At 69.8% G+C, this 23044-nt stretch carries 24 protein-coding genes and 6 pseudogenes; 10 read left to right on the forward strand and 20 right to left on the reverse strand.

Going from position 1 to position 23044, the window contains the following annotated elements; genetic code table 11:
* Window position 1: 1 nt before the first annotated feature.
* The gene (locus tag OG252_RS48435) at window positions 2–940 is read right to left on the reverse strand and encodes a fumarylacetoacetate hydrolase family protein (protein WP_266446302.1); all 939 of its coding nucleotides are present in this window, start codon (window positions 938–940) and stop codon (window positions 2–4) included.
* The gene (locus OG252_RS48440) at window positions 937–2082 is read right to left on the reverse strand and encodes a VOC family protein (RefSeq protein ID WP_266446305.1); all 1146 of its coding nucleotides are present in this window, start codon (window positions 2080–2082) and stop codon (window positions 937–939) included. The genes OG252_RS48435 and OG252_RS48440 overlap by 4 nt, the downstream gene beginning before the upstream one ends.
* A 135-nt stretch (window positions 2083–2217) precedes the next feature.
* Here OG252_RS48440 and OG252_RS48445 point away from each other — a divergent pair, with 135 nt between their 5' ends.
* The gene (locus OG252_RS48445) at window positions 2218–2853 is read left to right on the forward strand and encodes a TetR/AcrR family transcriptional regulator (RefSeq protein WP_266446312.1); all 636 of its coding nucleotides are present in this window, start codon (window positions 2218–2220) and stop codon (window positions 2851–2853) included.
* A gap of 45 nt (window positions 2854–2898) precedes the next feature.
* On the opposite strand, the pseudogene OG252_RS48450 reads toward OG252_RS48445, so the two are convergent.
* The 5 genes and pseudogenes from OG252_RS48450 to OG252_RS48470 form a co-directional block, all read right to left on the reverse strand.
* A pseudogene (locus OG252_RS48450) lies at window positions 2899–3384 on the reverse strand (MFS transporter); the annotation flags it as partial.
* A gap of 67 nt (window positions 3385–3451) precedes the next feature.
* On the reverse strand, window positions 3452–4066 hold the full coding sequence (locus OG252_RS48455; protein ID WP_266446315.1) for a dihydrofolate reductase family protein: 615 nt from the start codon (window positions 4064–4066) through the stop codon (window positions 3452–3454).
* 366 nt (window positions 4067–4432) lie between these two features.
* Entirely contained in the window at window positions 4433–5257 is an 825-nt protein-coding gene (locus OG252_RS48460) for an SAM-dependent methyltransferase (protein ID WP_266446318.1), read from the reverse strand.
* Window positions 5258–5339: 82 nt separating this feature from the next.
* A complete protein-coding gene (locus OG252_RS48465; protein WP_266446321.1) occupies window positions 5340–5597 on the reverse strand; it encodes a DUF397 domain-containing protein in 258 nt (85 codons plus the stop codon).
* Window positions 5594–6466, reverse strand: a complete 873-nt coding sequence (locus OG252_RS48470; protein ID WP_266446324.1) for a helix-turn-helix domain-containing protein — start codon at window positions 6464–6466, stop codon at window positions 5594–5596. Before OG252_RS48470 ends, OG252_RS48465 begins: the two co-directional genes overlap by 4 nt.
* A 328-nt stretch (window positions 6467–6794) precedes the next feature.
* Between OG252_RS48470 and OG252_RS48475 the strand changes: the two genes are divergently transcribed.
* Both OG252_RS48475 and OG252_RS48480 read left to right on the forward strand, forming a co-directional pair.
* Complete coding sequence (locus OG252_RS48475; RefSeq protein ID WP_443068466.1) at window positions 6795–7304, forward strand: ATP-binding protein; 510 nt, start codon at window positions 6795–6797, stop codon at window positions 7302–7304.
* 34 nt (window positions 7305–7338) lie between these two features.
* Window positions 7339–8505: a pentapeptide repeat-containing protein gene (locus tag OG252_RS48480; protein ID WP_266446327.1), complete on the forward strand. Its 1167-nt coding sequence runs from the start codon at window positions 7339–7341 to the stop codon at window positions 8503–8505.
* Window positions 8506–8556: 51 nt separating this feature from the next.
* Here OG252_RS48480 and OG252_RS48485 read toward each other — a convergent pair whose 3' ends face one another.
* The 3 genes from OG252_RS48485 to OG252_RS48495 all read right to left on the reverse strand — a co-directional run bounded on the left by OG252_RS48485 (window position 8557) and on the right by OG252_RS48495 (window position 10560).
* The gene (locus OG252_RS48485) at window positions 8557–9324 is read right to left on the reverse strand and encodes a glycoside hydrolase family 16 protein (protein ID WP_266446330.1); all 768 of its coding nucleotides are present in this window, start codon (window positions 9322–9324) and stop codon (window positions 8557–8559) included.
* 354 nt (window positions 9325–9678) lie between these two features.
* Window positions 9679–9996, reverse strand: coding sequence for a hypothetical protein (locus tag OG252_RS48490; RefSeq protein ID WP_266446333.1), 318 nt, complete (start codon window positions 9994–9996; stop codon window positions 9679–9681).
* 117 nt (window positions 9997–10113) lie between these two features.
* Entirely contained in the window at window positions 10114–10560 is a 447-nt protein-coding gene (locus OG252_RS48495; RefSeq protein WP_266446335.1) for a hypothetical protein, read from the reverse strand.
* Between the two features lie 198 nt (window positions 10561–10758).
* Between OG252_RS48495 and OG252_RS48500 the strand changes: the two genes are divergently transcribed.
* On the forward strand, window positions 10759–11322 hold the full coding sequence (locus OG252_RS48500; RefSeq protein WP_266446341.1) for a snapalysin family zinc-dependent metalloprotease: 564 nt from the start codon (window positions 10759–10761) through the stop codon (window positions 11320–11322).
* A gap of 169 nt (window positions 11323–11491) precedes the next feature.
* On the opposite strand, the gene OG252_RS48505 is transcribed toward OG252_RS48500, so the two are convergent.
* The 3 genes and pseudogenes from OG252_RS48505 to OG252_RS48515 form a co-directional block, all read right to left on the reverse strand.
* On the reverse strand, window positions 11492–12505 hold the full coding sequence (locus tag OG252_RS48505; RefSeq protein WP_266446344.1) for a bile acid:sodium symporter family protein: 1014 nt from the start codon (window positions 12503–12505) through the stop codon (window positions 11492–11494).
* A gap of 558 nt (window positions 12506–13063) precedes the next feature.
* Window positions 13064–13282, reverse strand: a complete 219-nt coding sequence (locus OG252_RS48510; RefSeq protein WP_266449093.1) for a hypothetical protein — start codon at window positions 13280–13282, stop codon at window positions 13064–13066.
* Window positions 13283–13341: 59 nt separating this feature from the next.
* Window positions 13342–13596 (reverse strand): annotated as a pseudogene (locus OG252_RS48515) (alcohol dehydrogenase catalytic domain-containing protein); the annotation flags it as partial.
* A 130-nt stretch (window positions 13597–13726) separates the two neighbouring features.
* Here OG252_RS48515 and OG252_RS48520 point away from each other — a divergent pair.
* Window positions 13727–14398 carry a dienelactone hydrolase family protein gene (locus OG252_RS48520; RefSeq protein WP_266448963.1) on the forward strand — a complete coding sequence of 224 codons (672 nt, stop codon included), beginning with the start codon at window positions 13727–13729 and terminating at the stop codon, window positions 14396–14398.
* 81 nt (window positions 14399–14479) lie between these two features.
* Here the strand turns inward: OG252_RS48520 and OG252_RS48525 are convergent, their stop codons facing one another.
* From OG252_RS48525 to OG252_RS48535, 3 genes and pseudogenes are all read right to left on the reverse strand, one after another.
* On the reverse strand, window positions 14480–14932 hold the full coding sequence (locus OG252_RS48525; RefSeq protein ID WP_266446352.1) for a YbhB/YbcL family Raf kinase inhibitor-like protein: 453 nt from the start codon (window positions 14930–14932) through the stop codon (window positions 14480–14482).
* Between the two features lie 59 nt (window positions 14933–14991).
* Window positions 14992–15862: pseudogene (locus tag OG252_RS48530) on the reverse strand (SDR family oxidoreductase).
* A 256-nt stretch (window positions 15863–16118) separates the two neighbouring features.
* Window positions 16119–17327, reverse strand: coding sequence for an MFS transporter (locus tag OG252_RS48535; RefSeq protein ID WP_266446354.1), 1209 nt, complete (start codon window positions 17325–17327; stop codon window positions 16119–16121).
* 248 nt (window positions 17328–17575) lie between these two features.
* On the opposite strand from OG252_RS48535, the gene OG252_RS48540 reads away from it, so the two are divergent.
* Complete coding sequence (locus tag OG252_RS48540) at window positions 17576–17794, forward strand: hypothetical protein (RefSeq protein WP_266446356.1); 219 nt, start codon at window positions 17576–17578, stop codon at window positions 17792–17794.
* A 27-nt stretch (window positions 17795–17821) separates the two neighbouring features.
* Here the strand turns inward: OG252_RS48540 and OG252_RS48545 are convergent, their stop codons facing one another.
* Window positions 17822–18178 carry a hypothetical protein gene (locus OG252_RS48545; protein WP_266448966.1) on the reverse strand — a complete coding sequence of 119 codons (357 nt, stop codon included), beginning with the start codon at window positions 18176–18178 and terminating at the stop codon, window positions 17822–17824.
* Between the two features lie 149 nt (window positions 18179–18327).
* Between OG252_RS48545 and OG252_RS48550 the strand changes: the two are divergent.
* Window positions 18328–18650, forward strand: a pseudogene (locus tag OG252_RS48550) (hemerythrin domain-containing protein); the annotation flags it as partial.
* Window positions 18651–18677: 27 nt separating this feature from the next.
* Here OG252_RS48550 and OG252_RS48555 read toward each other — a convergent pair.
* Together OG252_RS48555 and OG252_RS48560 are read right to left on the reverse strand one after the other, a co-directional pair.
* The gene (locus OG252_RS48555) at window positions 18678–19016 is read right to left on the reverse strand and encodes an ANTAR domain-containing protein (protein ID WP_329344546.1); all 339 of its coding nucleotides are present in this window, start codon (window positions 19014–19016) and stop codon (window positions 18678–18680) included.
* Between the two features lie 84 nt (window positions 19017–19100).
* Window positions 19101–19802 carry a DNA alkylation repair protein gene (locus OG252_RS48560; RefSeq protein ID WP_266446369.1) on the reverse strand — a complete coding sequence of 234 codons (702 nt, stop codon included), beginning with the start codon at window positions 19800–19802 and terminating at the stop codon, window positions 19101–19103.
* A gap of 101 nt (window positions 19803–19903) precedes the next feature.
* Between OG252_RS48560 and OG252_RS48565 the strand changes: the two are divergent.
* Window positions 19904–20266, forward strand: a pseudogene (locus OG252_RS48565) (amidohydrolase family protein); the annotation flags it as partial.
* Between the two features lie 153 nt (window positions 20267–20419).
* On the opposite strand, the gene OG252_RS48570 reads toward OG252_RS48565, so the two are convergent.
* Entirely contained in the window at window positions 20420–21667 is a 1248-nt protein-coding gene (locus tag OG252_RS48570) for an MFS transporter (protein ID WP_329344548.1), read from the reverse strand.
* A gap of 123 nt (window positions 21668–21790) precedes the next feature.
* On the opposite strand from OG252_RS48570, the gene OG252_RS48575 reads away from it, so the two are divergent.
* Both OG252_RS48575 and OG252_RS48580 read left to right on the forward strand, forming a co-directional pair.
* Entirely contained in the window at window positions 21791–22768 is a 978-nt protein-coding gene (locus OG252_RS48575) for a LysR family transcriptional regulator (RefSeq protein WP_329344550.1), read from the forward strand.
* Window positions 22716–22928: pseudogene (locus OG252_RS48580) on the forward strand (YciI family protein); the annotation flags it as partial. The gene OG252_RS48575 and the pseudogene OG252_RS48580, both read left to right, overlap by 53 nt.
* Between the last annotated feature and the right edge of the window lie 116 nt (window positions 22929–23044).

Below are 23044 nucleotides of genomic sequence, written 5' to 3' on the forward strand. Positions count from 1 at the left end.
GTCAGTTCGCGTCGGTGACGGGCGTGCGCTGCTCACCGAGGTCGATCAGCCCGTCGGGCGTCGCGATCGTCGCCGTGATCACGTCACCCTGGTGGAGATAGCGCGGATTCCTGGCCTGGCTCCTGAAGAACGCCTTCCACTTGACGGCGGGCGGCAGCAGCGCGCCGATCTTCTCCACCGGCTTGGCCGGGGCCTTCAGGGCCGTTCCGCCGGGGGTGCCGGTCAGCAGCAGGTCGCCGGGGTCGAGGGTCTGGAAGCGGGCGAGCAGCGTGAGCGCCTGCGCCGGGCGGACGATCATGTCGGCGAGGGTGCGGTCCTGACGCAGCTCACCGTTGACGGACAACCTCAGCCGCAGATCGAGGAGATGGACGAAGTCCTCCGGCTCCAGCAGCGCCAGGTACGGCCCCGTCGGCGTGAAGGTCGGATACGACTTGCTCTCGTAGAACTGCGTCTTGGTCAGCTGGACGTCACGGGCGCTGACGTCGTTGGTCACCACGAGCCCGGCGACGTACCACGGCAGGTCCTGCTCGGTGACGACGGTGCCCACGGGCAGGGAAGCGCTGATGACCAGCCCGAGTTCGATCTCGTAGTCCAGGAACTCCACATGGGAAGGCCGGACGACGGCGTCCTGCGGGCCGCTGACCGAGCCGGACGCCTTGCGGAAGAAGGTGGGCGGGATCTCACCGGTGAAGCCCGAATCGCGGGCGTGGCTGCGGTAGTTGACCATCTGGGCGACCACCCGGCAGGGCGTGGTGACGGGGGAGAGCGCCACCAGGTCGGCGACCGGTGTACCCGGATCGCCGGAGACGGCGGCCTCCCGTACGGCGTCGCGGTCGGCGAGCAGCTCGGCGGTGGTGACGGCCTTGGTGTCGACACGTACGGCTCGCGCGTCGCGAACCACCCACCAGCCGTCGGTGGTGCGCAGGACGTTCGTACTCATGAGTTCATCGCTTTCATCAGGCCCAGCAGCCGGGCCGGGTCGAGTTCGTTGTCGCCGCGCAGGGCCCGCAGCACCTCACGGACCTTGGCGGGAGACGGGTTGGCGCCGAGGAAGTCCCGGGTCGCCGGCGGCCCCCATTGCGCGAGGCCGCTCGCCGACATGGGCGACCAGCCGGCCTCGACGTCGCGGGAGAAGAGGTCGCCGTCGGCGAAGTGCTCCAGCATGAAGCGGTCCGGATCACGCCAGTAGTCGAAGAGCTGGCTGCCGAGGATGTGACGGCCGATGCCCCAGCTGCGCTGATAGCCGCGCTCGGCCAGGTACTCCCCGCCCGCCGCGATCGCGTCCAGGTCGGTGACCTGGTAGGCGGAGTGGACATAGCCGGTCCCCGGCCCGAGATGCATCGCCAGCGTGTGGTGGTCCACCGCGACGTTTCCCTGGTCGCAGCGGATGAACGCCATGACCGGGCCGCGCTCGCGCTGACCGTCGAGGAAGTGGAAGTCGCTGACGATCATGCCGAGGGTGTCGAGGTACCAGTCCAGGGCGCGGGCGAACACCCGCGTCTCGACGACCACATGACCCAGCCGCTGAACACGTGACGGCTCACGCGGCGGGCGCTGCGTGACGTTTCTGCGGCGGTGATCCGTCCCGGAGTTGAGCAGAAGCGGCCGCTGTTCGGGCAGCGCGGGCAGTTCCTCGGCAGGGTGCACGACCCGCACGGGGATGCCGGAGGGGTCGAGCAGGTCGACCACCTTGCCGCCGCCGGGCGCGTCCATGTCTCGCACGGCGGAGCCGGTCGCGCGGGCCAGCCGGTCCAGGTCGGCACGCTCCGCCGCGCGGAACGCCGGGCCGATGAAACGGGACGTACGGCCGCGTCGGATCACCACGCAGGGCGAGCCGGCGAACGTGCCGCGCAGCCACAGCGCGCGCTCACCGCGGGCGGCGATCCCGAAACCGAAGTCCCGCGCGAAGACCTCCGCGCGGTCGAGGTCGGGCTTCTCGAACTCCAGCCAGGCCAGGTCAGCCACTTTGATCAGCGGATTGCGGGAGCGCCCGGGGTGTTCGCCGCGCAGAGCGCCCTGCTCGCTGTGGAGGTCCTGGTGGGCTGTTCGGACGTCGGTCTCGCCGACGTGTGAGTGGGACACGGTGCCCTCCAAGCAACATTGCCGTAATGAGGGAATCATCAGCTCTGAGGAACTCATCGTCAAGGGCTCCGCCGGGCCAATTGATGAATCCATCAGAAATGCGATCGTCATCGTCGCCGTTGTTAGACTCACCGCATGTCGACCTCAGCCCCGCCCGGCAACCGCTTCGAACGGCGCCGCGCCGAGACCCGCCAGTCGCTCGTGCGCGCGGCCCGGCAGATCCTGGCCGAGACCGGAGACACCAGTGCGAGCATTCAGACGATCGCGGAACGCGCTGACGTGGGGTTCGGCTCCTTCTACAACCACTTCGAGTCGAAGGCGGAACTGTTCGACGCGGCGGTGGTGGACGCCCTGGAGGAGTTCGGCCAGGCCATCGACGAGCGGCTGCGGGGGACCGACGACTCGGCCGAACTCGTCGCCGTGGGCCTGAGGCTCAGCGTGCGGATGGTGGACTCCCACCCGGAGCTGATGCAGGTACTGCGCCACCGCGGACTCGGCCATATCCACTCCGACCGAGGGCTGGCGCCCCGAGCCCTGCGCGACCTGGAGCGGGGCGTGGCCGCGGGCCGCTTCGACGCCGTCGACCCGACCGTCGCCCTGTCCGCGCTGGGCGGGTCCCTGCTGTCCCTGGTGGAGCTGAGGTTCGCCCGCCCCGACATCGACGCCGACGAGGCGGCCAGCAACCTGGCGGAGATGGTGCTGCGCATGCTGGGGGTTCCTCCGGACGACGCCCGGGACATCGCCCGTCACCCCCTGCCCGATGTGACCTGACCGCGGGGACCGGTGCTCGGTAAGGGGGAGCGCAGGGGCCGGGATTCAGCGGACGTCGGTGTGAATCTCCTCCGTCGCGTCCGCTCCCCCTACGGCTGAACCCTCCGGCCGGCGCTTCCCCGCACCGGAGCGACCGGGCAGCACCGCCAGGACGATCAGGGCGCCGGCGGCCATGACGATCCCGCCGACCATGCTGGTCTGCGCGACACCGTGGGCGAACGCCTGATGGACGGCATCGACGAGGACCTGGGCCTGCTGCGGTCCGGCGGCCGGGTCCTTGGCGACCTGCTCGGCGACGGCCAGACCGCCGCCCACCGAGTCCTGGGCGGTGTCGAGAGCCGCGGCCGGCAACTGCCCGCCGACCAGATCGGTCAGCTCGTCCCGGTAACTCGTGCCGAGAAGTGAGCCGAGGACCGCGATGCCGAGCGAGGCGCCGAGTTCCAGCGCGGTGTCGTTGGCTCCGCCGCCGACGCCCAGCTCGGCTTCGGGGAAGGAGTCCATGATGGCGTCCGTGGCCGGGGACACGCTGACTGATCAGCGGGTATGCGAGGTCATCTCGGCCTGAACGCGACTGGGACTCTCGCTCTGTTCGTGCCGGTCACTTCACGAAGCGGTACTTCACGTGAGTGGCGAGCGGCGTGTCGACCACCCTGACCGGCTCGAGCTTCCGCCGCGCGGTGCCCAGGCCCTCGAAGAGCCGCAGTCCCGCTCCGAGGAGCGCGGGCACCACGTGCAGCTGCAGCTCGTCGATGAGCCCCTCCCCGAGGTACTGCTGCACCGTGCTCGCCCCGCCCGCGATGTCGACGTTCCTGTCCCCGGCGGCGGCCCTCGCCTGGTCGAGGGCGCTGTGGATGCCGTCGGTGACGAAGGTGAAGGTGGTGCCGCCCTCCTTGACCAGGGTCGGCCGCGGGCGGTGGGTGAGCACGAAGACCGGGGTCCGGAACGGCGGGTTGTCGCCCCAGAACTCCTCGCCCGTGTCGTACATCATCCGGCCCATGACCACGGCTCCGGTGGCATCGAACCACTCGCGCATCAGCTCGGAGTCGCGGTTCTCCTCCCCGCCGGTCATGCCCTGGCGCTCCCGCCAGCTCGCCAGGTTGTGGATCCACTCGAAGAGCGGCTCGGCGCCGTCGCCTCCAGGGTTGTCGAGGGAGACGTCGGTGCCGGCGATGAAGCCGTCGAGGGAGATGGCCATATCCGCGGTCACGGTCACGATGGGTTGCTCCTGATGTCCTGGGATGTGCTGCCTTCACTCTCACGTCGATCGGGAACCGGCGCCTTCGACACTCCCTGGGCGTGCCGGTCGAATCGGTCCTGCGGCAGGTCGGGGAAGCGGTCCGCGATCGACCCGGGCATGATGCACACCGCGTGCGCCTGCTCAGGGCATACGAGCCCCCGCACCGCGGCCGGCCGTGTCCCGCCATTACCTGGGTGACATGCCGTACGCGGCCCGGAACACCCGGCCGCAGGCCCCCTGGGCGGCCGAAGGCTACCTGCAGGACCTTGAGCGCACGTTGGCATGGAGCCGGTCAGCCGGTCGCGCCGGCATCTGTTCGGGTAACGGCTCCTGCCGTCACGGTCAGGGCTTGATGCCCACGCCGGTCCACAAACTGACGGTGGCGTCCGTAAGCGGCTGCGTGTTCTCGTCCTTGTCCGACAGGTCGGGGCGCCAGCGGTGGCCGACGGTGACGCCGGGGTCGAGCAGGTCGAGTCCGTCGAAGAAGCGCGCGACGTCCTTCTGGGAGCGGAACTGCACGGGCGTCCCGGCACCGGTGTAGATGTCGGTGACCTTCTGCCAGGTGGGCGGGTCGAAGTCGGGCGTGCAGTGGCTGAGGGCGAGGGCGCTTCCCGACGGGAGGGCGTCGAGCAGGCGGCCGACGATGCCGTACGGGTCCTGCGCGTCGGTGACGAAGTGCATGAGAGCGTTCAGCGACAGGGCCACGGGCCGGTTCAGATCCAGGATCCGGGCCAGTTCGGGAGCGCCGAGCAGCCCCTGCGGGTCGTTGACGTCCGCTTCGATGTACGTGGTGCGGCCCTGGGGGGTGCTGCGCATGAGGCGTTCGGCGTACTTGAGAACGAGGGGGTCGTTGTCGGCGTACACCACGCGCGCTTCGGGAACCACGCTCTGGGCGACCTGGTGCAGATTCGGCTCGGTGGGAATCCCGGTGCCTATGTCGAGCCACTGGCGGATGCCGTGCTCCTGGGCGAGCACTCGGGTGGCCCGGTGCATGAAGGCGCGGTTCTCGCGGGCGCACACGAAGATGCCGGGGTAGGCGGCGGCGACCGTCTCGGCGGCCTGCTTGTCGATGTCGAAATGGTCCTTGCCGCCGAGGTAGAAGTCGTACATGCGGGCGGAGTGCGGCCTGCTGGTGTCGATGCCCCGTGCGGCGTGGGTGTTGCTCATCCTGTCCCCTTCAGTGGTGGGCGCGGTGTGCCGGGCGGGTCGCGGCCGGGCAGGCTCGGATTCCTCCCGCTTGCGGTTCGGTCTAGTGGACCTGGATCGTCAGGTGATCGGCGAGGCCCTTCTTGATCCCCTGGACGAAAGCGGCGATCTCCTCGGACGTGTAGATCAGCGCGGGACCGGTGGGATCGGTCGACTGCCGCAACGCGATGCGGCCGTCGGCGAGTTGCTTGGTCTCCACGCACTGGCCCCCGTTGGGGCCGCTCCAGGGGCATTCCCAGCCCTGCTCGCCGAGGTCGGAGGCGGGCATCCCGTTGTAGACACTGCCGTCGGCGATGGTCATGAGTACTCCTTGCGCATGCGATGCAGCAGGGCCCTGCTGTCCGCGGAGGAGGTCAGAAGAGACATCCTGTTGTGCGCCTCGAGATGGGCCGCGACATCGGAACGCTGGTCCAGGTACACGGAGGCGGACAGGATTTCGCTGTAGACGACGTCGGGCAGTTCCGGTTCCTCGAACCGGAAGTAGGTGAAGGGCGCGCACGCTCCGACGTGCGCGCCTGCGCCGAAGGGCACGATGTCGACGCTGATGTGATCCAGCTCCGAGACCTCCAGGAGCCGGTCGATCTGCTCCCGCATGACCTCGTTGCCGCCCGCCACCCGGTGCAGGACGGCCTCTTCCATCACCACCCACAGCGTGGGGGCGTCGGCCTTCTCCAGCAGGCTCTGGCGGCGCAGCCGCAGATCGACACGGCGCTCCAGGTCCTCCTCACCGGCATGAGGGAAGCCCCCGCGCAGGACGGCGCGTGCGTACTCGTACGTCTGCAGCAGCCCGGTGACGTACTGGGGCTCATAGGTACGCAGGGTCTTGGCCCCGCTCTCCAGGCTCACGTAGGCGGTGAACCAGCTCGGCACCACGTCGCGGTAGGCGTGCCACCAGCCGGGCTCGTTGGCCCGTTCGGCGAGCTCGACGAACTCGTCGATCTCCTGCTGGTCGGCCCCGTAGGTCTGCAGCAACTTCTCCACGTACAGGGGTCTGAGGCCGACCTCCGCCTTCTCCAGACGGCGGATGGTCAACGACGTCACGCGCAGGGCCCTTGCCGCATCTTCCAGGGACACGCCCGCGCCGAGCCGCCTCTCCTGGAGCCGGCGGCCGAGGATCATGCGCAGGACGGTCGGAGCGCTCGTGCCCGTGCCTGAACGAGTGTCGCTCACCGCGCCACCTCCTGAGGGCCCGTCACCAGCGCAACCTGTACAGCGACTTGGTGATGCAGCCAAGCGGATACCGTCTTGCTGAAATTATCAGGGAGTCGGTTGCAGTGTGAACTCAGCTACGAGCATAGTGACTTGTGCAAACGATTCCTTCGGACGCGAAGGCATCGTTGTCAACCATCGCGCCACTACGCGGGGTTGACGCCCGCCGACACGACGAATCCACGTGACTGTCACACCGGGAACACCCCCTCTCCCGGCAGGTCCGTTGCTTGCCCCCCCCACTGCTCCTCTCCCCCCACTGCGCCCCTCCTGCCGGAAGGCGACAAGCGTGTCCCCCCACACGACTTCTTCCCCCCAACTCTTAACTGCCGCGAGCCCGGAGCGTAGACACTGGATCGAGCTCCCCGCGCACCGATCCCATGTCGCAGTCGCCCGCCGTTTGATGGACGCGCGCATGAGTGCCTGGCGGCTGCCTGCCGAGACGTCCGCGGACGCGGTACTCCTGGTGTCGGAACTGGTCACCAACGCGGTGTGTCACACCCTCAGCGTGCGCATCCTGTGCGGCATCGGACTGATCGCCGACGACTGCCTCCGCGTGGAGGTGCACGACCACGGCCGTGCGGCCGGCGGTCTGCCCCGATGCGAGCCCGGGCCCGAGGACGAAGGCGGCCGCGGCTTGCTCCTGGTCCAGGAGATCGCGCACACCTGGGGAGTCGACCGGTCCCCGCTCACCGGCGGCAACGCGGTATGGGCAACCTTGATGGTTTCCGACCGAGAACGCGGAACATGCGTTGACGAGGAGATGCCCGGCGCCGCCGCTCCACGTCGTGCGTCTTGATCGTCTTTTGAGCGGCGCATAGGCTCCCATGCCCATGGAGACGGGGGAGCCGGACCGCGGTCGCAGGGCGTGGCGTGACCGGCTGGTCAGGCCTCGTGCGATCGCGGGCCTGCTGGCCGGGACAGCGGGACTGGCCGTTCTGGGCGCGGTGCTCGTCGTCCTGCCGGGTATGGTCGTCGACCATGATCTCGCCGGGGCGAGCGTCGCCGCGCAGGACCGGCTGAAGGCGGTGAACGACGTCCGTACGACACTTCTGCAGGCCGTGGGCGGCATGGTCCTGCTCTTCGGGGCGTACGCCACCTGGCGGCAACTGCGCGTCAGTCAGGACGGCTTGCGCGCCACCCAGGAGGGGTATGTCACCGACCGGTTCAGCACGGCCGTCGATCAGCTCGGCAGCGACAAGCTGGAGACACGCATCGGCGGGCTCCACGCGCTGTGGCGGATCGCGGAGCACTCCGCCCGCGACCGCGAGGCCGTCATCTCCATCCAGGCCGCTTACCTGCGTACGCACCTGCCCTGGCCGCCCGCCGGACCGCAGGCTCCGGCGACGGACGTGCCCATCAACGACGTCGTGCCGTTGGAAGTCCGTGCAGCCGACGCCCAGGTGGCGCTGACCGGGCTCGGCGTGTTGTTGCTGCAACCTCGGAAGCAGTCCTGGGTCAACCTCGGCGTCACGGACCTGCGCCGGGCCGACTGCGACGGGCTGTGGCTCCATGAGGTCAACCTCGACCGGTCCTGTATGGAAGCGGCGGGCCTGTACCACGCCAACCTGACGCAGGCGTCCCTGGTCTCGGTCAACCTGCGGCACGCCGACCTCAAGACGGCGATCCTGCGCCGGGCCCGCTGTGTGCTGGCCGACCTGCGGGGCGCACGGCTGGTCGAGACGGACTTGCGTGACGCGGACTTCACGGAGGCCGACCTGCGCGAGGCGAACCTGCGCAAGGCCGACGCGGGCGGCGCCGTCTTCCGCCGCGCCGACCTGCGCCTGGCCGACTTGCGGGGCTCCGACCTGAGCACGGCCGACCTCCTCCAGACACGTCTGACCGGCGCGGTGGCCAGCGAGCACACTCGCTGGCCGGCCGGATTCGACCACGCGGCCGCCGGCGTGGTCGTCGCAGAGGATCCCGGCCCGGAGCCCCCGCCACTGCTTCAGCCCTCAGGGATAACGACACAGCATCCGCCCCTGCGGTCCATGCCGTGAGCGAAAGGCCCAGGTTCGGGCGGCACTTCCGCGGGAGGATCCGGCGCGATCTCACTTCCAGTCGTACGCGTACGCCGCTACCCAGGTGATGTCGAGCTGTGCGCTGCTGCCGGGAGCCGCCCCGGGGCCCTCCAGGGCGCTCTCGTTCTGCAGCACCCAGGACAGAGGGTGATCCGGCACCTTGCGGGTGTCGTGCCCGGTCTGCCGACCGTCGACGAAGAACCGCACGTTCCCCGGTGTCCACTCGGTGGACACGGTGTGCCACTCGGTCCAGTCGTCGCTGCCCGGGAAGTAGCCCTGCTCACCGCCGCCGCACGGATGGTGGAAGGCGGTGAGGGAGCCGGTCCACTCGCCTTCGGGGTGGTCCATCTCGCAGCCCCGACCGTAGTGCAGCCAGGCGGACTTGTAGCCGGGAGCCAGCTTCGTCACCTTGATGCGTGCGCTGTACTTGCCGTACTTCATCTGCATGACCGCCCGCGGCACCACCGCGGCGGCGTGCACCGGACCTCCGTTGCCGGGCCGCCACATCCGTACGAACATCCTCCCGTCGCCGTTCGCCGCAGGACCGACGCTCACGGTGTCCTCCGGGTGGTAGACACCCACCACGTCCCGACCTCGGCTGTTGGCCGTGTCACGCCAACCGGTCGGATAGGCCCACCAGTTGTCGCGGAACTCTCCGCTCAGGCCCCCGCAGTAGGCAGCGGACGTGTCGACATGGTGGTCGCAGTCGCTGAACGCGCCCAGCGGCACCCGGTCGCCGTTGAAGTCCTCCGCGAGGACCTGCCAGAAGGGACCGCAGTCACCGCGGGGCAAACTCACGCCCGTACTGCGGCAGGCGTCGGCCGCAGCGGGCCCAGCGGGCGCCCCGTCGGCCCGGGGAAGCCCCAGCAGTACAGCCACGAGCGCGAGGCCCACGGACATCAACAGAATTCGCTTACTGACGTGTTCGTGCGGCGCTGCGTGTGAACCCATCCCAAGGCTCCCTCAGGCTCAGCGGCCGGCCGTCGTCCCGAAGGAGCATCCTCGCGTGCGGGCCCGTGCGGCGCCACCCCGAGAGCGAGCCGTGAACCGGACGTCCATGCTCCGCCGTAGCCGGCGCGCGACTTGAGCTGAGTGATCGCGCATCTCTCCAAGGCCCACGTCGTGCCGTAGATCCACGCAGGACACACCTCGTCAGAACTCGCGGTCGATGCCGGTCACGATCGCCGCGCCCAACGGAGCGTCCTCCTGGGCGAAACCGCTGTCACGCAGGGCCCGGGAGACCAGCCGCACGGCTTCGGCCTCGGCTCCCGACTGATCAGCGGCCTCGACCTCGACCCGAGCGGCGAACATGCCGTCCTCGTCCACCGTCAGCAGACTCAACTGCTCGCTCTCCCCGAGATCCGTGTTCTTCGGGTCCTGAGGCCGAAGCTGGCGCTCGATGTCCGAGCACACGTCGTCGGGAACTCCTCGCAGGAATGTGCCGGGGACGGTGATGACGTATGTGGTCACCGGGACTCCTTTCGAATCTGCGGCACGCGCCTCGTGACTCTCGTGCACCCTCGACCGGCACGTACTCGCTGCGCGTCTTCCCTGTCCGTGGCCGTGAATGCGCCCGCGGACAACTCATCACCCGGTTCGTTCGGTGGCGCCGGCGGCCGCTGGAATGACGCGCCGCCTCTCGTGACGCAGAGCCGCACCCGTGGTCACAGCGCCCAGTCCCTCCCGCAGGCCCACGCCGAAGAAGCCGGACGGGGCGCGACCGCCGAGCACCGCGAACGTGAAGACGGCGCAGGTCAGTAGGCGGAAGGGAACAGTCCGGCGGAAGAACGCCTTCCAGTCGGCGAGCGAGGCCAGTACGTAGTACACGCCCATGTTGAGCGCCGCCATGGACGATGCGGTCAGGAAGGCCAGGGCGTGGTCCTCCTCCGCGCGCCGCAGGCCCGCCACGGGGGCGAAGCCCATGAGCGAGACAAGGGCATCCGGAGCGATCAGCCCCAACGCGCCCATGGCGGCGGCGAGAACGCCGAACACCGCCATGGTCCAGCCGGACAGCGAGCGGGGAATGAGCCGCATGGAGCCTCCACATGCCGATGGGTCGTCGGGAGTACCTCTGCATACCTTGTGCGGGGCGGGCCAGGCACTCGTCGGGCAGGGAGGGCCGGTGGTGGCGCAGTTTGACGGATTGCGGGCTGCCCGGTGTGGGCAGTGAGCCTGGCAGGGTTGGCATGAGCATGCCTTCCTTGCCTTCCTCACCCCCACAGGAGGTAGACCATGTACTCGCGCGTGTTCGTCCGTGGCTGCACCGCTGCCCTGACGGCGGCTCTCACCCTGGCCGGTGGCCAGGCCTACGCGGCTTCGCCGGGCTCCGGCGATCAGCTGCTCGCCGCCCGCGTCGTCACCTACGATGCCGGCGCCTCGGCGGAGTTCAAGGCCGCAGTCGATCGGGGCGCGGCGATCTGGAACGAGAGCGTGGACTCCGTCGAACTGCGCCCGGCGGCCGCCGGGCAGCGCGCCAACATCCGGATCCTGGCCGACAACGGCTGGCCCCGGGCGCTGACCACCTCGCTCGGCAACGGAACGGTCTACATCGGACGGCAGGCCGTCAACGAGGGCTACGACACGGTGCGGATCTCGGCGCACGAACTCGGCCACATCCTCGGCCTGCCGGACCGCAAGCCCGGCCCCTGCACCAGCCTGATGTCGGGCTCCAGCGCCGGTGTCGCGTGCACGAACCCCTACCCGGACGCGGCCGAGAAGGCGGAGGTCGAGGGCAACTTCGACGCCGCGCTGGCCCGTCCGGCGTCGGCTGCCCGCACCACGGTGATCGTGGACTGACCCAGGGACGTGCGCGGGGACGGCCCGTCGCCGCGCACACCGGTCGGCCGGATGCTGCGGGTTAGGGCTGCCGGCAGCCCTGGCCGGCCTCTTCACGGCGTGGACAACCGACCGGAGTGGTGCACGGACGCCGGCCGTCGCGAAGGCGGCGGCCGACGTCCGCGCACCGTCAGCGCGTCCGGCGGGACAGCCAAGCGGCGGCCAGGGCACCGGAGATGTTGTGCCAGACGGAGAAGACCGCGGCCGGCAGGGCGGCCAGCGGACTGAAGTGAGCGGTGGCCAGCGAGGCCGCGAGCCCGGAGTTCTGCATGCCGACCTCGAAGGCCATGGCACGGCTCCCCGGCTCGCCCAGCCGGGCCATCCGTCCCGCGCCGTATCCCAGTGCGAGGCCGAGGCCGTTGTGCAGCACGACGGCGACGAAGACCAGCAGGGCCGCCGACTTGATGGCATCGGCACTGCCCGAGACGACCACGGTCACGATCACGCCGATGGTCAGGGCGGACAGCCACGGCAGCACCGGCAGGGTCCGTTGCACGTGGCGGGCCGCCAGGAGCCGCACGACGAGGCCCGCGAGCACCGGCAGCAGCACCGTCTTGAGGATGTCGGTGACCATGGAGCCGGCGTCGACCGGCAGGTACTCGCCCGCCAGCAACAGTGTCAGGGGCGGGGTGACCAGCGGGGCCACGAGCGTGGAGACGGTCGCCACGGAGACCGACAGCGCCACATCACCACGCGCCAGATACGTCACCACGTTGGAAGCGGTGCCACTGGGGGCACAACCGACGAGGATCACGCCCGCGGCGAGCTGCGGCGGGAGCTGGAGCAGGTGGGCGACTGCCCAGCCGAGGCCCGGCATGATGACGTAATGCGCGACCAGCCCGAGGGCCACTGCCCAGGGCCGCTTGGCGACTCCCCGGAAGTCCTCGGGGGTCATGGTGACGCCCATGCAGAACATCACCACGCCCAGCAGGTACGGCACCGCCTCGCCCCAGCCGGTGAAGCTCCCCGGGAGCAGCAGCCCGACGGCGCCGGCTACGAGGACGAGGAACGGGAAGACGGTGACGGCGCGTCGCGCGGAGCGGTCGCCCGCGGCGTCGGCGCCGTGGTGTTCTGGCTGTTCTGACTCTTGGGACTGATGGGACTGTTGGGACCGTTCGTAGTGTTCGGATCGTTCGGCACTCACCGTTCGAGGCAACGCCTGGTCAGGGGCATGACGCAAAGGCGTCTAGCGATGTGATCAACATGGGACGGTGGGGTGCCACATGAACGGCCTTCTCGCCCCCCTGCGGGTTCCGGCTGCCTCGCCGAGGCTGGGGCGACCGAGCCGTAGTCCGCCACGCCGTGGGTGACCTTCGGCCAGCCCACTTCGCGCCGGTCGAACGTGCGGTAGGCGTCGACCGCGTCTTCCGTCCCCACCCAGCGGGTGATCAGCGGTGTGGGGTCAAGGCGGCCCGAAACGCCTCGCCGAACGGATAATGCTGCAGCTGCGGCGGACAGACGCCGACGCTGCCGACCGTGCGGCCTTGGCCGCCAGCTGCACCGCCCAGCGGGCCGCCAGCGTCGGGGCATCGCCCGGCACCCACGTCCTCCCCGGCCGGATTCCGCTCCGGGGCTGCCTCCTGGCGTTCGTGGTCGAACTGCTCGGCCTGCTCCCGCAGAGCCTCCGGGGCCGGCCCGTGGGCGGGTCGCTGGGCGTCCACGCCCACGGCCTCGATCACCCGGTCGACGCCGATGCCGCCGGTCAGCTCCAGAGCGGCCGGTCGGCCACGCCGTCGACGACGATGATCAGCCCGGCGCCTTGCAGACGGGCGCGCGCGACAGCGGCCTGCCCGACCGGCCCGGCGCCCAGAATCGCCACGGTGTCGCCGTCACCGATCTCGGCCGGCTTCGCCCCGAACCACGCGGTGGGGTAGATGTCCGACAACAGGATGGCCTGTGCGTCGTCGACCGTGTCCGGCACGGCACCCGGCTGACCTGGGCGAACGGAACGCGGGCGTACTCCGCCTGGAGCCCGTCCAGGCTCCCTGCGGCCTCCGAACCACCGAAGAACACCGTGGCCACCCGCGACCCTCTCGGGTTGGCGTTGTCGCACTGTGCGTAGTAGCCCGCACGGCAGTAACCGCAGGTCCCGCACGCCACGGTGGACGGCACCACCACCCGGTCGCCGGGGCGGAAGCTGCGCACCCCGGAGCCTGTCTCCTCCACGACGCCGACGGCCTCATGGCCGAGGATCCGCCGCTCCTGCAGGGTTCGTGCGCCTGGTGCCCCCGTCATCCGTGCCCGATTACGGATATTTCCGGATGTTTCTTCCGGGCTTACCTTTCGGGAAGCGCCAAAACCGGGACACCTGGGTACCCGTCCAACCCGTCCAAGTCCTCGTACGGCCTCAGGGGAGATGACGACGATGGTTTCCGAAGCGGTGATCGTTCCTTCGGGGGAGGCGGCCCTCCATGGCGACCTCGTGATTCCCTTCGGGGCGCGTGGGATGGTGCTGTTCGCGCACGGCAGCGGCAGTTCACGCCTCAGTCCCCGCAACCGTGCCGTCGCCGCCGAGCTGCAGCGGGCCGGCATCGGCACCCTCCTGCTGGACCTGCTGACCGAGCAGGAAGAGCACCAGGACGTCGTGACGGGCGAGCACCGCTTCGACATCGGCCTGCTGGCCCGGCGCCTGGCCGATGCCATCGACTGGCTGGAGCAACGCCCGCAGACCGCGGACCTGCCCGTGGGCCTGTTCGGGGCGAGCACGGGAGCGGCCGCGGCCCTGGTGGCAGCAGTCGAGCGTCCAAGGCGGGTCGCGGCGGTCGTGTCGCGGGGCGGACGTCCCGACCTGGCCGGCGACGCGCTGGCCCTGGTCGCGGCCCCGGTCCTGCTCGTCGTCGGCGGCAACGACGAGACGGTGCTCGACCTCAACCACCAGGCCGCCGGCAAGCTGTCCGTGGCGCACAAGGTCCATGTGGTGCCCGGCGCGACCCACCTCTTCCCCGAACCCGGCACGCTGCGGCAGGCCGCGGAGGCCGCCGCCGACTGGTTCCGGGATCACCTGGGCGCGGCGCCCGATGACGAGTGTTCCGGCTGAAGCCTCCGTCGTCCCGGACGAACGGCGCACGGACGTCCAGCGCTGTCGGTGCCGTCAGCGCCGTCAGTGCTGTCGGTGCCGTCAGCGCTGGTACAACCCCACCAGAGTGCCGCTCGCGAGCTGCTCCTCGTCCACCGCCTGATGCACCTCCTGGGCGCTGGGCGCGTCGGGCAGCACGCACGGCTTCGACAGGGCGTAGAGCCGGAAGAAATAGCGGTGCGCTTCGTCCCCCGGAGGAGGGTGCGGCCCGCCCCAGCCCCGCTCGTGGTAGCCGTTGACGAGTTCGGTGCCGCCGGTCGGGCACTGCCCCGCCGCGACGCCCTCACTGCGGGGATCGATGCCGACCACGATCCAGTGCGCGAAGGTGCCCGACGGGGCGTCGGGGTCCTCGCAGAGCAGCACCAGTTCGTTCGCGTCGTCCGGCACACCGCTCCAGGCCAAGGGAGGGGAGGTGTTGTCGCCCTCGTACGCGTACCGGCGTTCGATGACGGAGTGATCGTGGAATGCGCTGCTGCGCAACTCGATACCAGCCATGTCTCCCGGAGTACCCGGCATGAGTCGGGCATACCGGGCGCCGGTCCAGCCCGTCGCGTTCACGGCAGCGGCGTACCCCCCGTGGCGTTGACGATCTCGGCGGTGATGAAGGACGCCTCCTGCGAGGCCAGGAAGACATAGGCGGGCGCCATCTCCGCGGGCTGGGCCGGCCGGCCCAGCGGTGCCTGCTTGCCGAACTCGACCGTGTCCGGCATCGTCGCCGGGATCAGCGGCGTCCAGACCGGTCCCGGGGCGACGGCGGATGCCCCGGTCGGCCAGCATCTGGGCCAGCCCTTGGGTGAAGGTGACGATGGCCCCCTTGGTCATCGCGTAGTCGAGCAGATGGGGGCTGGGCTTGTACGCCTGTACGGAGGTGGAGTTGATGATGCCGCCGCCCTCGGGAATGTGCGGCAGAGCGAACTTCGACAGCCAGAACATGCCGTAGAGGTTGGTGCGCAGCACGCGGTCGAACTGCTCGGTGGAGACGGCCTCGATGCCCTCCGGCTGCGACATCTGGTAGGCCGCGTTGTTCACCAGGATGTCGATGTGGCCGAACTCGCTGACGGCCTGGTCCACCAGGGACCGGCAGGCGTCCTCTTCACGGATGTCGCAGGAGACGGGGATCGCGCGGCGGCCGGCATCCTCCACCCACCGGGCGGTCTCGCGGGCTTCGTCCTTCTCCTCGTCCAGGTGGGTGAAGAGCACGTCGGCTCCCTCGCGGGCGAAGGCCAGCGCCACCGCCCGTCCGATTCCGGAGTCTCCGCCGGTGATCACAGTCTTGCGGCCCTCGAGGCGGCCGCTGCCCCGGTAGGACTCCTCACCGTGGTCCGGCGGCGGGTCCATGGGCCCGGTCCAGCCGGGATGAGGCTGATCCTGGGAGGGGAACTCGGGCCGCGGATGCTGGTGGGCGGGGTTCTGTGATTGGTTCACGGCTTCGGCCTTCCTCGTCTGTGACACGGTCTCGGCAGGGCCCGTCCGGGGAGCATCCGGGGAGTACACCGTCTTGCCGGGGTCGGAGGCTCCGCACCGTCACGACACCGCCGACGATCCCGCAGGCCGCTGTGGCGTCGGTGGGGCATGCCCTCGATGCGGAAGCGTCTCGTCCCACACTTCCCCTCTTCGGCCACACGAAGTACCCAAGCTGCCGGCGGCCACACCAATGCCCTTCTCCCAGAGAGGAGAGGGGTTATAGGCAGTGGTCAGTCCGCTGCTCAGCCGGTGACCTGGCTTGGTGTGCGGCGACGGCCATGACGATGACGGAGATCAGGGCGATACCGGCGCCGACGTAGAGCGGCGCCGCGTAGCCGAGACCCGCGGTGATGGCCAGGCCTCCGAGCCAGGCGCCGAGCGCGTTGCCGATGTTGGACGCGGACACATTGGCGCTGGCGGCCAGCGCCGCTCCGTGGGCGAAGTCGGTGACGCGAGTGATCATGCCGGGGACGCCGGCGAACCCGAACAGCCCCATCAGGAACACGAGGATCACCGACGCGGTGGGGCTGCCGGCCAGCAGACCGAAAGTGGCCAGGGTGACGGTGAGTCCGAGCAAGGCGAGGACCAGGGCGCGGTCACGGTCATGGTCGGCCGCTCGCCCGCCTACCAGGTTCCCGACGACCAGGCCGACGCCGTACACCATCAGCAACCAGGCGACATCAGCCGGAGAGAAGCCGCCGACCTCGGTGAACGTGTATGCGATGTAGCTGAACGCACCGAACATCCCGCCGTAGCTGAGCGCGGTGGCCATCAGGGTCAGCCAGACCTGCCAGGACCGGAACGCTCGGAACTGGGCCCGTAGGCCGCCGGCCGCCATCGGGCCCGCGCGGCCCGGCACCGTCGACGGCCGTGTCTCTCCCGCCCGGCCGGGGACGAGGGCGACGATGCCCGCCAGCGCGAGTACGCCGATTGCGGTGACCGCCCAGAAGGCCGCTCTCCAGCCCCAGCGCTCACCGACCAGGGCACCGAACGGCACACCCAGTACGTTCGCAACGGTCAACCCGGCGAACATGAGCGCCACCGCGCGGGACTTCTTCTCCGGCGCGACCAGACTGCGAGCGACCAGCGAGCCGATACCGAAGAACGAACCGTGGCACAACGCCGCGACGATCCGCCCGAGCAGCATCACCGGATAGGTCGGCGCGAGAGCGGATAACAGGTTGCCGACGACGAACAACGCCACCAGGCCGACCAGGACCGCCTTGCGGGGCAGCCGCGCCGTCGCCGCTGTGAGGGCGATCGCGCCGATCGCGACACTCAGTGCGTACCCGGAGATCAGCCAGCCGGCGGCGGCCTCGGACACCGAGAAACTGGACGCTACCTGAGGCAGCAGCCCGGCGATCAGGAACTCGGTCAGGCCGATACCGAAACCGCCGAGTGCCAGCGCGACGAGTCCACCCGGCATCCGCAGCTCTCCGATCGACCGCCCAACGAGTCGCGATCGTACGGTACTTGCCGCCGCGGCTTGTGGGGCGCGCGGTTCTCGAAGCGCACGCACCTGGCTCGATGCGGGACCGCATGGCGCCGACGCGGCACGACTATGCCGTTACGGCCCTCCACCCAGCGGCGGCCTCCTGCCCCGTCGGCCCCAGGCGTTTCCGGTCCCCCCCCGGGGGAACCCGGCAAAGCCCCACTGCCGATGGGAGGCCGAGCATGAGCAGCCGGAAGAGTCACCGCGGAGACCGCTTCGACCGGGCGCGCGACCATGACGAACCGGGGGCGCACTCGGGCGCGGAGAGCCAGGCACGGGAGCGATCCGTACCGGGTACGGCCGGCGCGAAGGAGGGCTACCAGGCGGAGAAGGGCACGGCGGCGGGCAAGCCCCTCGAGGGCGTCGATACCGAGGCGGACGACGACGGAGAGTCCACGTAGTTCTTCACGGCGTGGTTCTTCACGGCGTCATGCGGCGGTTGCCGCCGTGAACGCCGCGGTGATGGCGGTGTCGGTCCGCGCGTGAATGACCAGTCGGGGTCCGGTGGTGTCGGCATTGGCCTCGAGCAGCCGTCGGGCGGGGGCACTGTGGGTTGCCACCGACATCAGGACACCGAGGTTGCTGCAGGTGCGATGGGCGCGCAGGACCGCACTGATCGCTGCGCCACCTGTGGCCGGCTCGTCCAGGACGATGACGACTGGCGCCGGCTTGTGGGCACGGATCAGGTGGCTGATCTCCGCTGCGAGGGTGGCGCGTCCGCCGATGCCGGGATCGCGGTGCACAGTGATGACCAGAACGCCACGCTCAAGCGTATGAGACAGCATGTCCGGATTCCTCCCACGGGCCAGAACGTTCATATCGGAAGTACCCCATGTGAGTCCCATAAATCGCCAGGACATGAGCAACTGCGTTGGCGCGCAGGTCCTCCCTCGCCTCCCGGCCGCCAGGTGATGACGGGAAGGAGCGCCCATACATGGGGCACGGAGGAAACGTCATTGAGGAACTGACAGCGGATCACCGGGAAGTTGACGGTCTGTTCGCTTCGCTGAGATGGAAACCCACGACCGCAGCCGAGAACAGGCGCCGTGAGCTGGCCGACCACAGCGAGGTGGAGCGCCTGCTGAAGGTGCTGGAAGCTCCCTGCTGGCCGACGTCTGCCCCGCGGAAACCCTCAACGAGCTGGGTGACAAGGTACGCAGGGCCAAGGAGTCCGCCCCGACCCGCCCGCATCCCGCAGCCCCGGACACCCCGCCGCTCAGCGAACTCCTGGCTCCAGGAACCGGAATGAGCGACCAGAGGCAGAAACGCTGGGCGCCGGACCGGCTACCGCAGGGCGGCGAGCACCGTCTCCGGGGCCAGGGTGCGGCGTACGAGGGACTGCGCGACCTCGGTGAGGCGGTCGCCGTCGCGGCAGCAGTAGGCGTGCAGGGCGTCCATGGCCTGCGCGGGATCGAGGCGGCCGTACTCGGCGAGCATGCCCTGGGCCATCTCGACGGTCGCCTTGGCGGCGACGGCGGCCTGGGCCTGAGTGAGGATGTCCATGGGCCGGGCCGGGTCCGGACTCCAGTGGACCAGGGCCACGGCCGCCACGTCGGCGAGGGCCTGGGCCAGGCGCAGGTCGGTCGTGGGCAGGCCGCCCGGGGCGGTGAGCAGGAGGGTCACGGCGCCGATGGCATGGTGGTTGACGCGCTCAAGCGCTGAGTCCTCCGGGACAGGGCCTGTCCGGCAGGATCCGCCGGACAGGCCCTACTGGTGCTGTCGGCGCACCATCTCGGTGATCCAGACGGGCGCGTACGGAGACGTGCAGCCCGGGGAGGTCGGGTAGTCCTTGAGCACCTCCAGGCGCTCACCGATGGCGAGTGCACGGGGGCGGTGCTCGGCGTGCTCGATCCCGATCTGAGCCAGGCAGTGGTTCATCGCCCACTGCAGGCGATCCGGGGCGTCTTTCATCTCCGCCTCGATGACATCGAGCAGTCCTGCGAGGTCGAGTCCTTCGGGCTTCTTCGCCACGCGTTCGGTGGTCAGCGCCCAGCCGGCACTCGCGACCATTGGATCCGGATCGGCGGACCAGCCCCGGCGCAGCTCCTCGGAGTGCGGGTTCTTCTTCACCACGTAGTTCACGAGCCAGTCGTGCACCTTGGGTGCGCGCGCTTCGCGCACCATGGCGTCCAACTCGTCGCGCTCGAACGCCTTCGGGCGGCAGATCAGGATCGCCAGCAGTCTCGCCGCGGTGTCGTCCGTCTCCCAGAGCCGGCACGCGAGTTCCTGCTGCGTCTTCAGCCGCTTCGCGAGTGCACGCAGCTTGCCGAGGTTCACACCGTGATCGTCACCGTGCTTCTCGTTCACCGCGCGTGCCTTCGGGTCCTCCAGCTCGGCCAGCTCGGCCATCACCTCGGCCACCATCGTCTCGGTGAGCGTGGTCTCGGGCACCTCAGCCTCCCTGTCCATCACGGGCGGGATTCAGCCTACGACGGAAGTCGGCCCCCCTTGTTGTGCACGGCGGTCCGCCGACAGCCACCGGCGACACCCCTGGCGGCCTCAGGCTCCCCGAGCGAGCCGGTCGGGCATGGCGCACCCGCGACCTGCGGGACGCGGGTGCGGTGGTGGCCCTGGGTCCGGACTGGACGATCGCCCCCTACGACGTGCGCGGCGTCCTGGCGACCGCACGCGCCCCCCTCGGCGCCGCGGCCTCGCGCGGCGGCCTCACGGGGGTGCAGGCACTGGAGGGCTGCACGACACACGCGGCGCTCGCCGCGGTCGAGTCCGACACCGCCGGGCGCATCGCACCCGGTTTCAGGGCCGACCTCACGGCCTTCGCTCTCGACCCGGTGAAAGCACCGGCGGACGAACTCGCGCAGGCCCCGGTGCGCCTCACCGTGACGGGTGGCCAGGTGGCCCACCGGGAGACGTGATCGCGCTCGGCACCGCGCACTGCCGTGCGATGCTCCGTCGGGCGGCGACCACACAGTTCTGAGGCACGATCACCTCTCGGCACCGTCGTCGTGTGTCGCGCACCCTTCCGGGGTGAGCGGGGTGAGCGGGGTGAGCGGGGCGTTTGCGGTGAGTCATGCGACCCGGACGTCTTCGGCCGACGAGGCGGGCTCAGGGGCGGACAGATGTATCCGTTTGGGCAGCAGGAGCGGGGTGGCCAGCAGGAGGACGCCGGACGTGGTGATCGCGGCGAGCGGGCTGGTGAGGGTGGCGAGAACGCCCCAGATCACCATCAGGGCGGCCTGCAGGAGTTTGCTGACGGCACTCCAGGTGCTGAGGACTTGGGCGGTGCGGTTCACGGGAGTCCGTTGCAGGCGTTCTGTTGCGTAGATCGGGTTGAAGATGCCCATGCAGGTGATCAGCAGGCCCTCGACGATGATCACGGTGAGGAGTCCGGGAATGCCGGGACGGACGAACGCGAGACCCAGCGGGAAGAGCGAGCGCAGCCAGCCGGAGACGATCATGACCCGGTGCCGGCCGTAGCGGGTCACGAGGCGCGCGGAGAGGCGGGCGCCCACGAAGCCGCCGAGTGCCGGGATGCCGAAGGCAAGACCGTACTGCCAGGCCGGGAAGTGGTACTGGCCCAGCAGGAGGACGGACAGGAGCGGGACGGTGGCCATGATGAGGCCGCTGACCAGGATCGAGTTGAGGAACAGGCGCCTCAGTGCCCGGTCGCGGAGGATGAACCGCCAGCCGCCGAGAAGGTCGGCTCCGCGCAACCTGGTGGCCCGGTCGCGGGGTACCGCGACGTCGCCTCCGCGGATGCGGAGGACTCCGAGCGCGGACAGCAGGTAGCTGAGGGCGTCGGCCATGACAGTGACGACCGGGCCGAGCAACGCTATGAGGACACCACCGAGGGGCGGGCCCGCCGCGGTCGCCACCCAGCTCGTGCTCTCGAATCTCCCGTTCGCCACAAGGAGGTGATCGCCACGGACGAGATACTTGAGATACGCGCCGGATGCGGCGGTGAAGGCGATGCTCGCGGTCCCGGAGATGACCGAGACGACCAGCAGTTGGCCGTACGAGAGCAAGCCGAGGACGTACGCGATCGGGACGCTTGCCGTCGCGACGAACCGGATCAGGTCCATCGCGATCATCGCCGGACGCTTGGCCCGGTGCTCGACCCACGGCCCCAGCGACAACGCAACCAGCGCCGCGACGGCAAGCCCGGCCGCCTCCAGGACCGACACGGCGAATGCCGACGAGTGCAGCACTCGAACCGCGATCAACGGAAACGCGCCGAAGGCAATCCACGTGCCGTATGTACTGACCGCGTAGGCCGACCACAGCCAACCAAAACTGCGCCCCAACTGCACGCGCATGCGACTCCCTCGCGACAACCGATGTTCGGGTCTCCGCATCACACCGGCCGCTGCGTCGGGGGATCAAACAACCGACTCCCGGGCGAGCCACAACCATCGGTTGGGCACGCTTATGCTCGATCAATGGATACCGAGGCGGTGCGATCGTTCGTCCGCGCGGCCGAGCTCGGCCAGCTGCGGCACGCGGCCGACGAACTCGGCGTAACGCAACAGGCCGTGTCGAAGCGGATCGCAACTCTTGAGCGCGAACTCGACGTCCGGTTGTTCACCCGAACCGCCCGAGGGGTCGAGCTGACACTCGACGGCCAGGCTTTCCTGCCGCACGCCCGGAACATCGTCACGGGTGTCGATCGCGCCATCACCGCGATCAGGCCGGGCTCGCGGGCGCTCCGGATCGACGTTCTCGGTCTGCGATCCGCGCAGGCCGTCGTCCTGCACGACTACTGGCGGTCGCATCCCCAGACCGACCTCGACGTGGTGACCCTCAGGGTCAACGACCCGCGCCTGGTGGTCACCGCCGTCCAAGCAGGCGATATCGACGCCTCGTTCCGCTCGGTCACCGACCCGGGCACACTGCCGCGCGACGTACAGATGATCCACGCCTTCGACTCACCGCTGGAACTCCTCGTCGGCCCGAGGCACCCGCTCGCCTCCGCACGAACACTCACACCGTCCCAGTTGCGCCGGCACCGGATCTGGGTGCCGGGTATCGCGCCGCGAAGCGAATGGGCAGAGTTCTACGATCAGCTCGCCACCGACTTCGACCTCCGCATCGACGCCGCGGGTCCGCACTTCGGTGACGAGGTACTCCTCGACATCCTCGCGGACTCCGCGGACGTGGCAACCCTCGTGGGCTCGCGCGACCGGTACATCTGGCCGACGAACCACGACCTGCGCCGCATCCCGATCGTGAATCCGACGCTCGCGTACCCGCTCTTTCTCATCCTCCCCCGAGCGAACCCACATCCAGGACTCCGGGCAGTCATCAACCACTTGGGAAGCCTGGCACCGCTCCCCGAGACCGTCTGGCGCCCGTCCTGGGCAACGACAGCACGCGACGGAGATGATCGCCCGCGGTCCGACCTTCGCCGGCGACGGTGAAACGCCCACCGGCAGCGTGCACATCGTCGACCTGCCAGATCCTGCTGCCGCCCGCTCGTTCCTGGTGGCGCGACCGGTGGCAACCGGTGCCTGGTGCTGGGCCTCGGCTCGGGCCGACGACGGCACCACCTGGCTTGGTACGGCGGTGCTGGTCCGGGCCTGATGGAGCCGTGGTTGGCGGAGCCGACGAACACGCAGACAGGGCGAGGCGTCCACCACCAGACGGCAGTTGAGTTCCTCGAACGCCTCGCCTGCTGTCACGGCCGTCTGCTCAAC

Source organism: Streptomyces sp. NBC_01352, assembly GCF_036237295.1.
In the GTDB taxonomy this organism is placed as follows: domain Bacteria; phylum Actinomycetota; class Actinomycetes; order Streptomycetales; family Streptomycetaceae; genus Streptomyces; species Streptomyces plumbiresistens.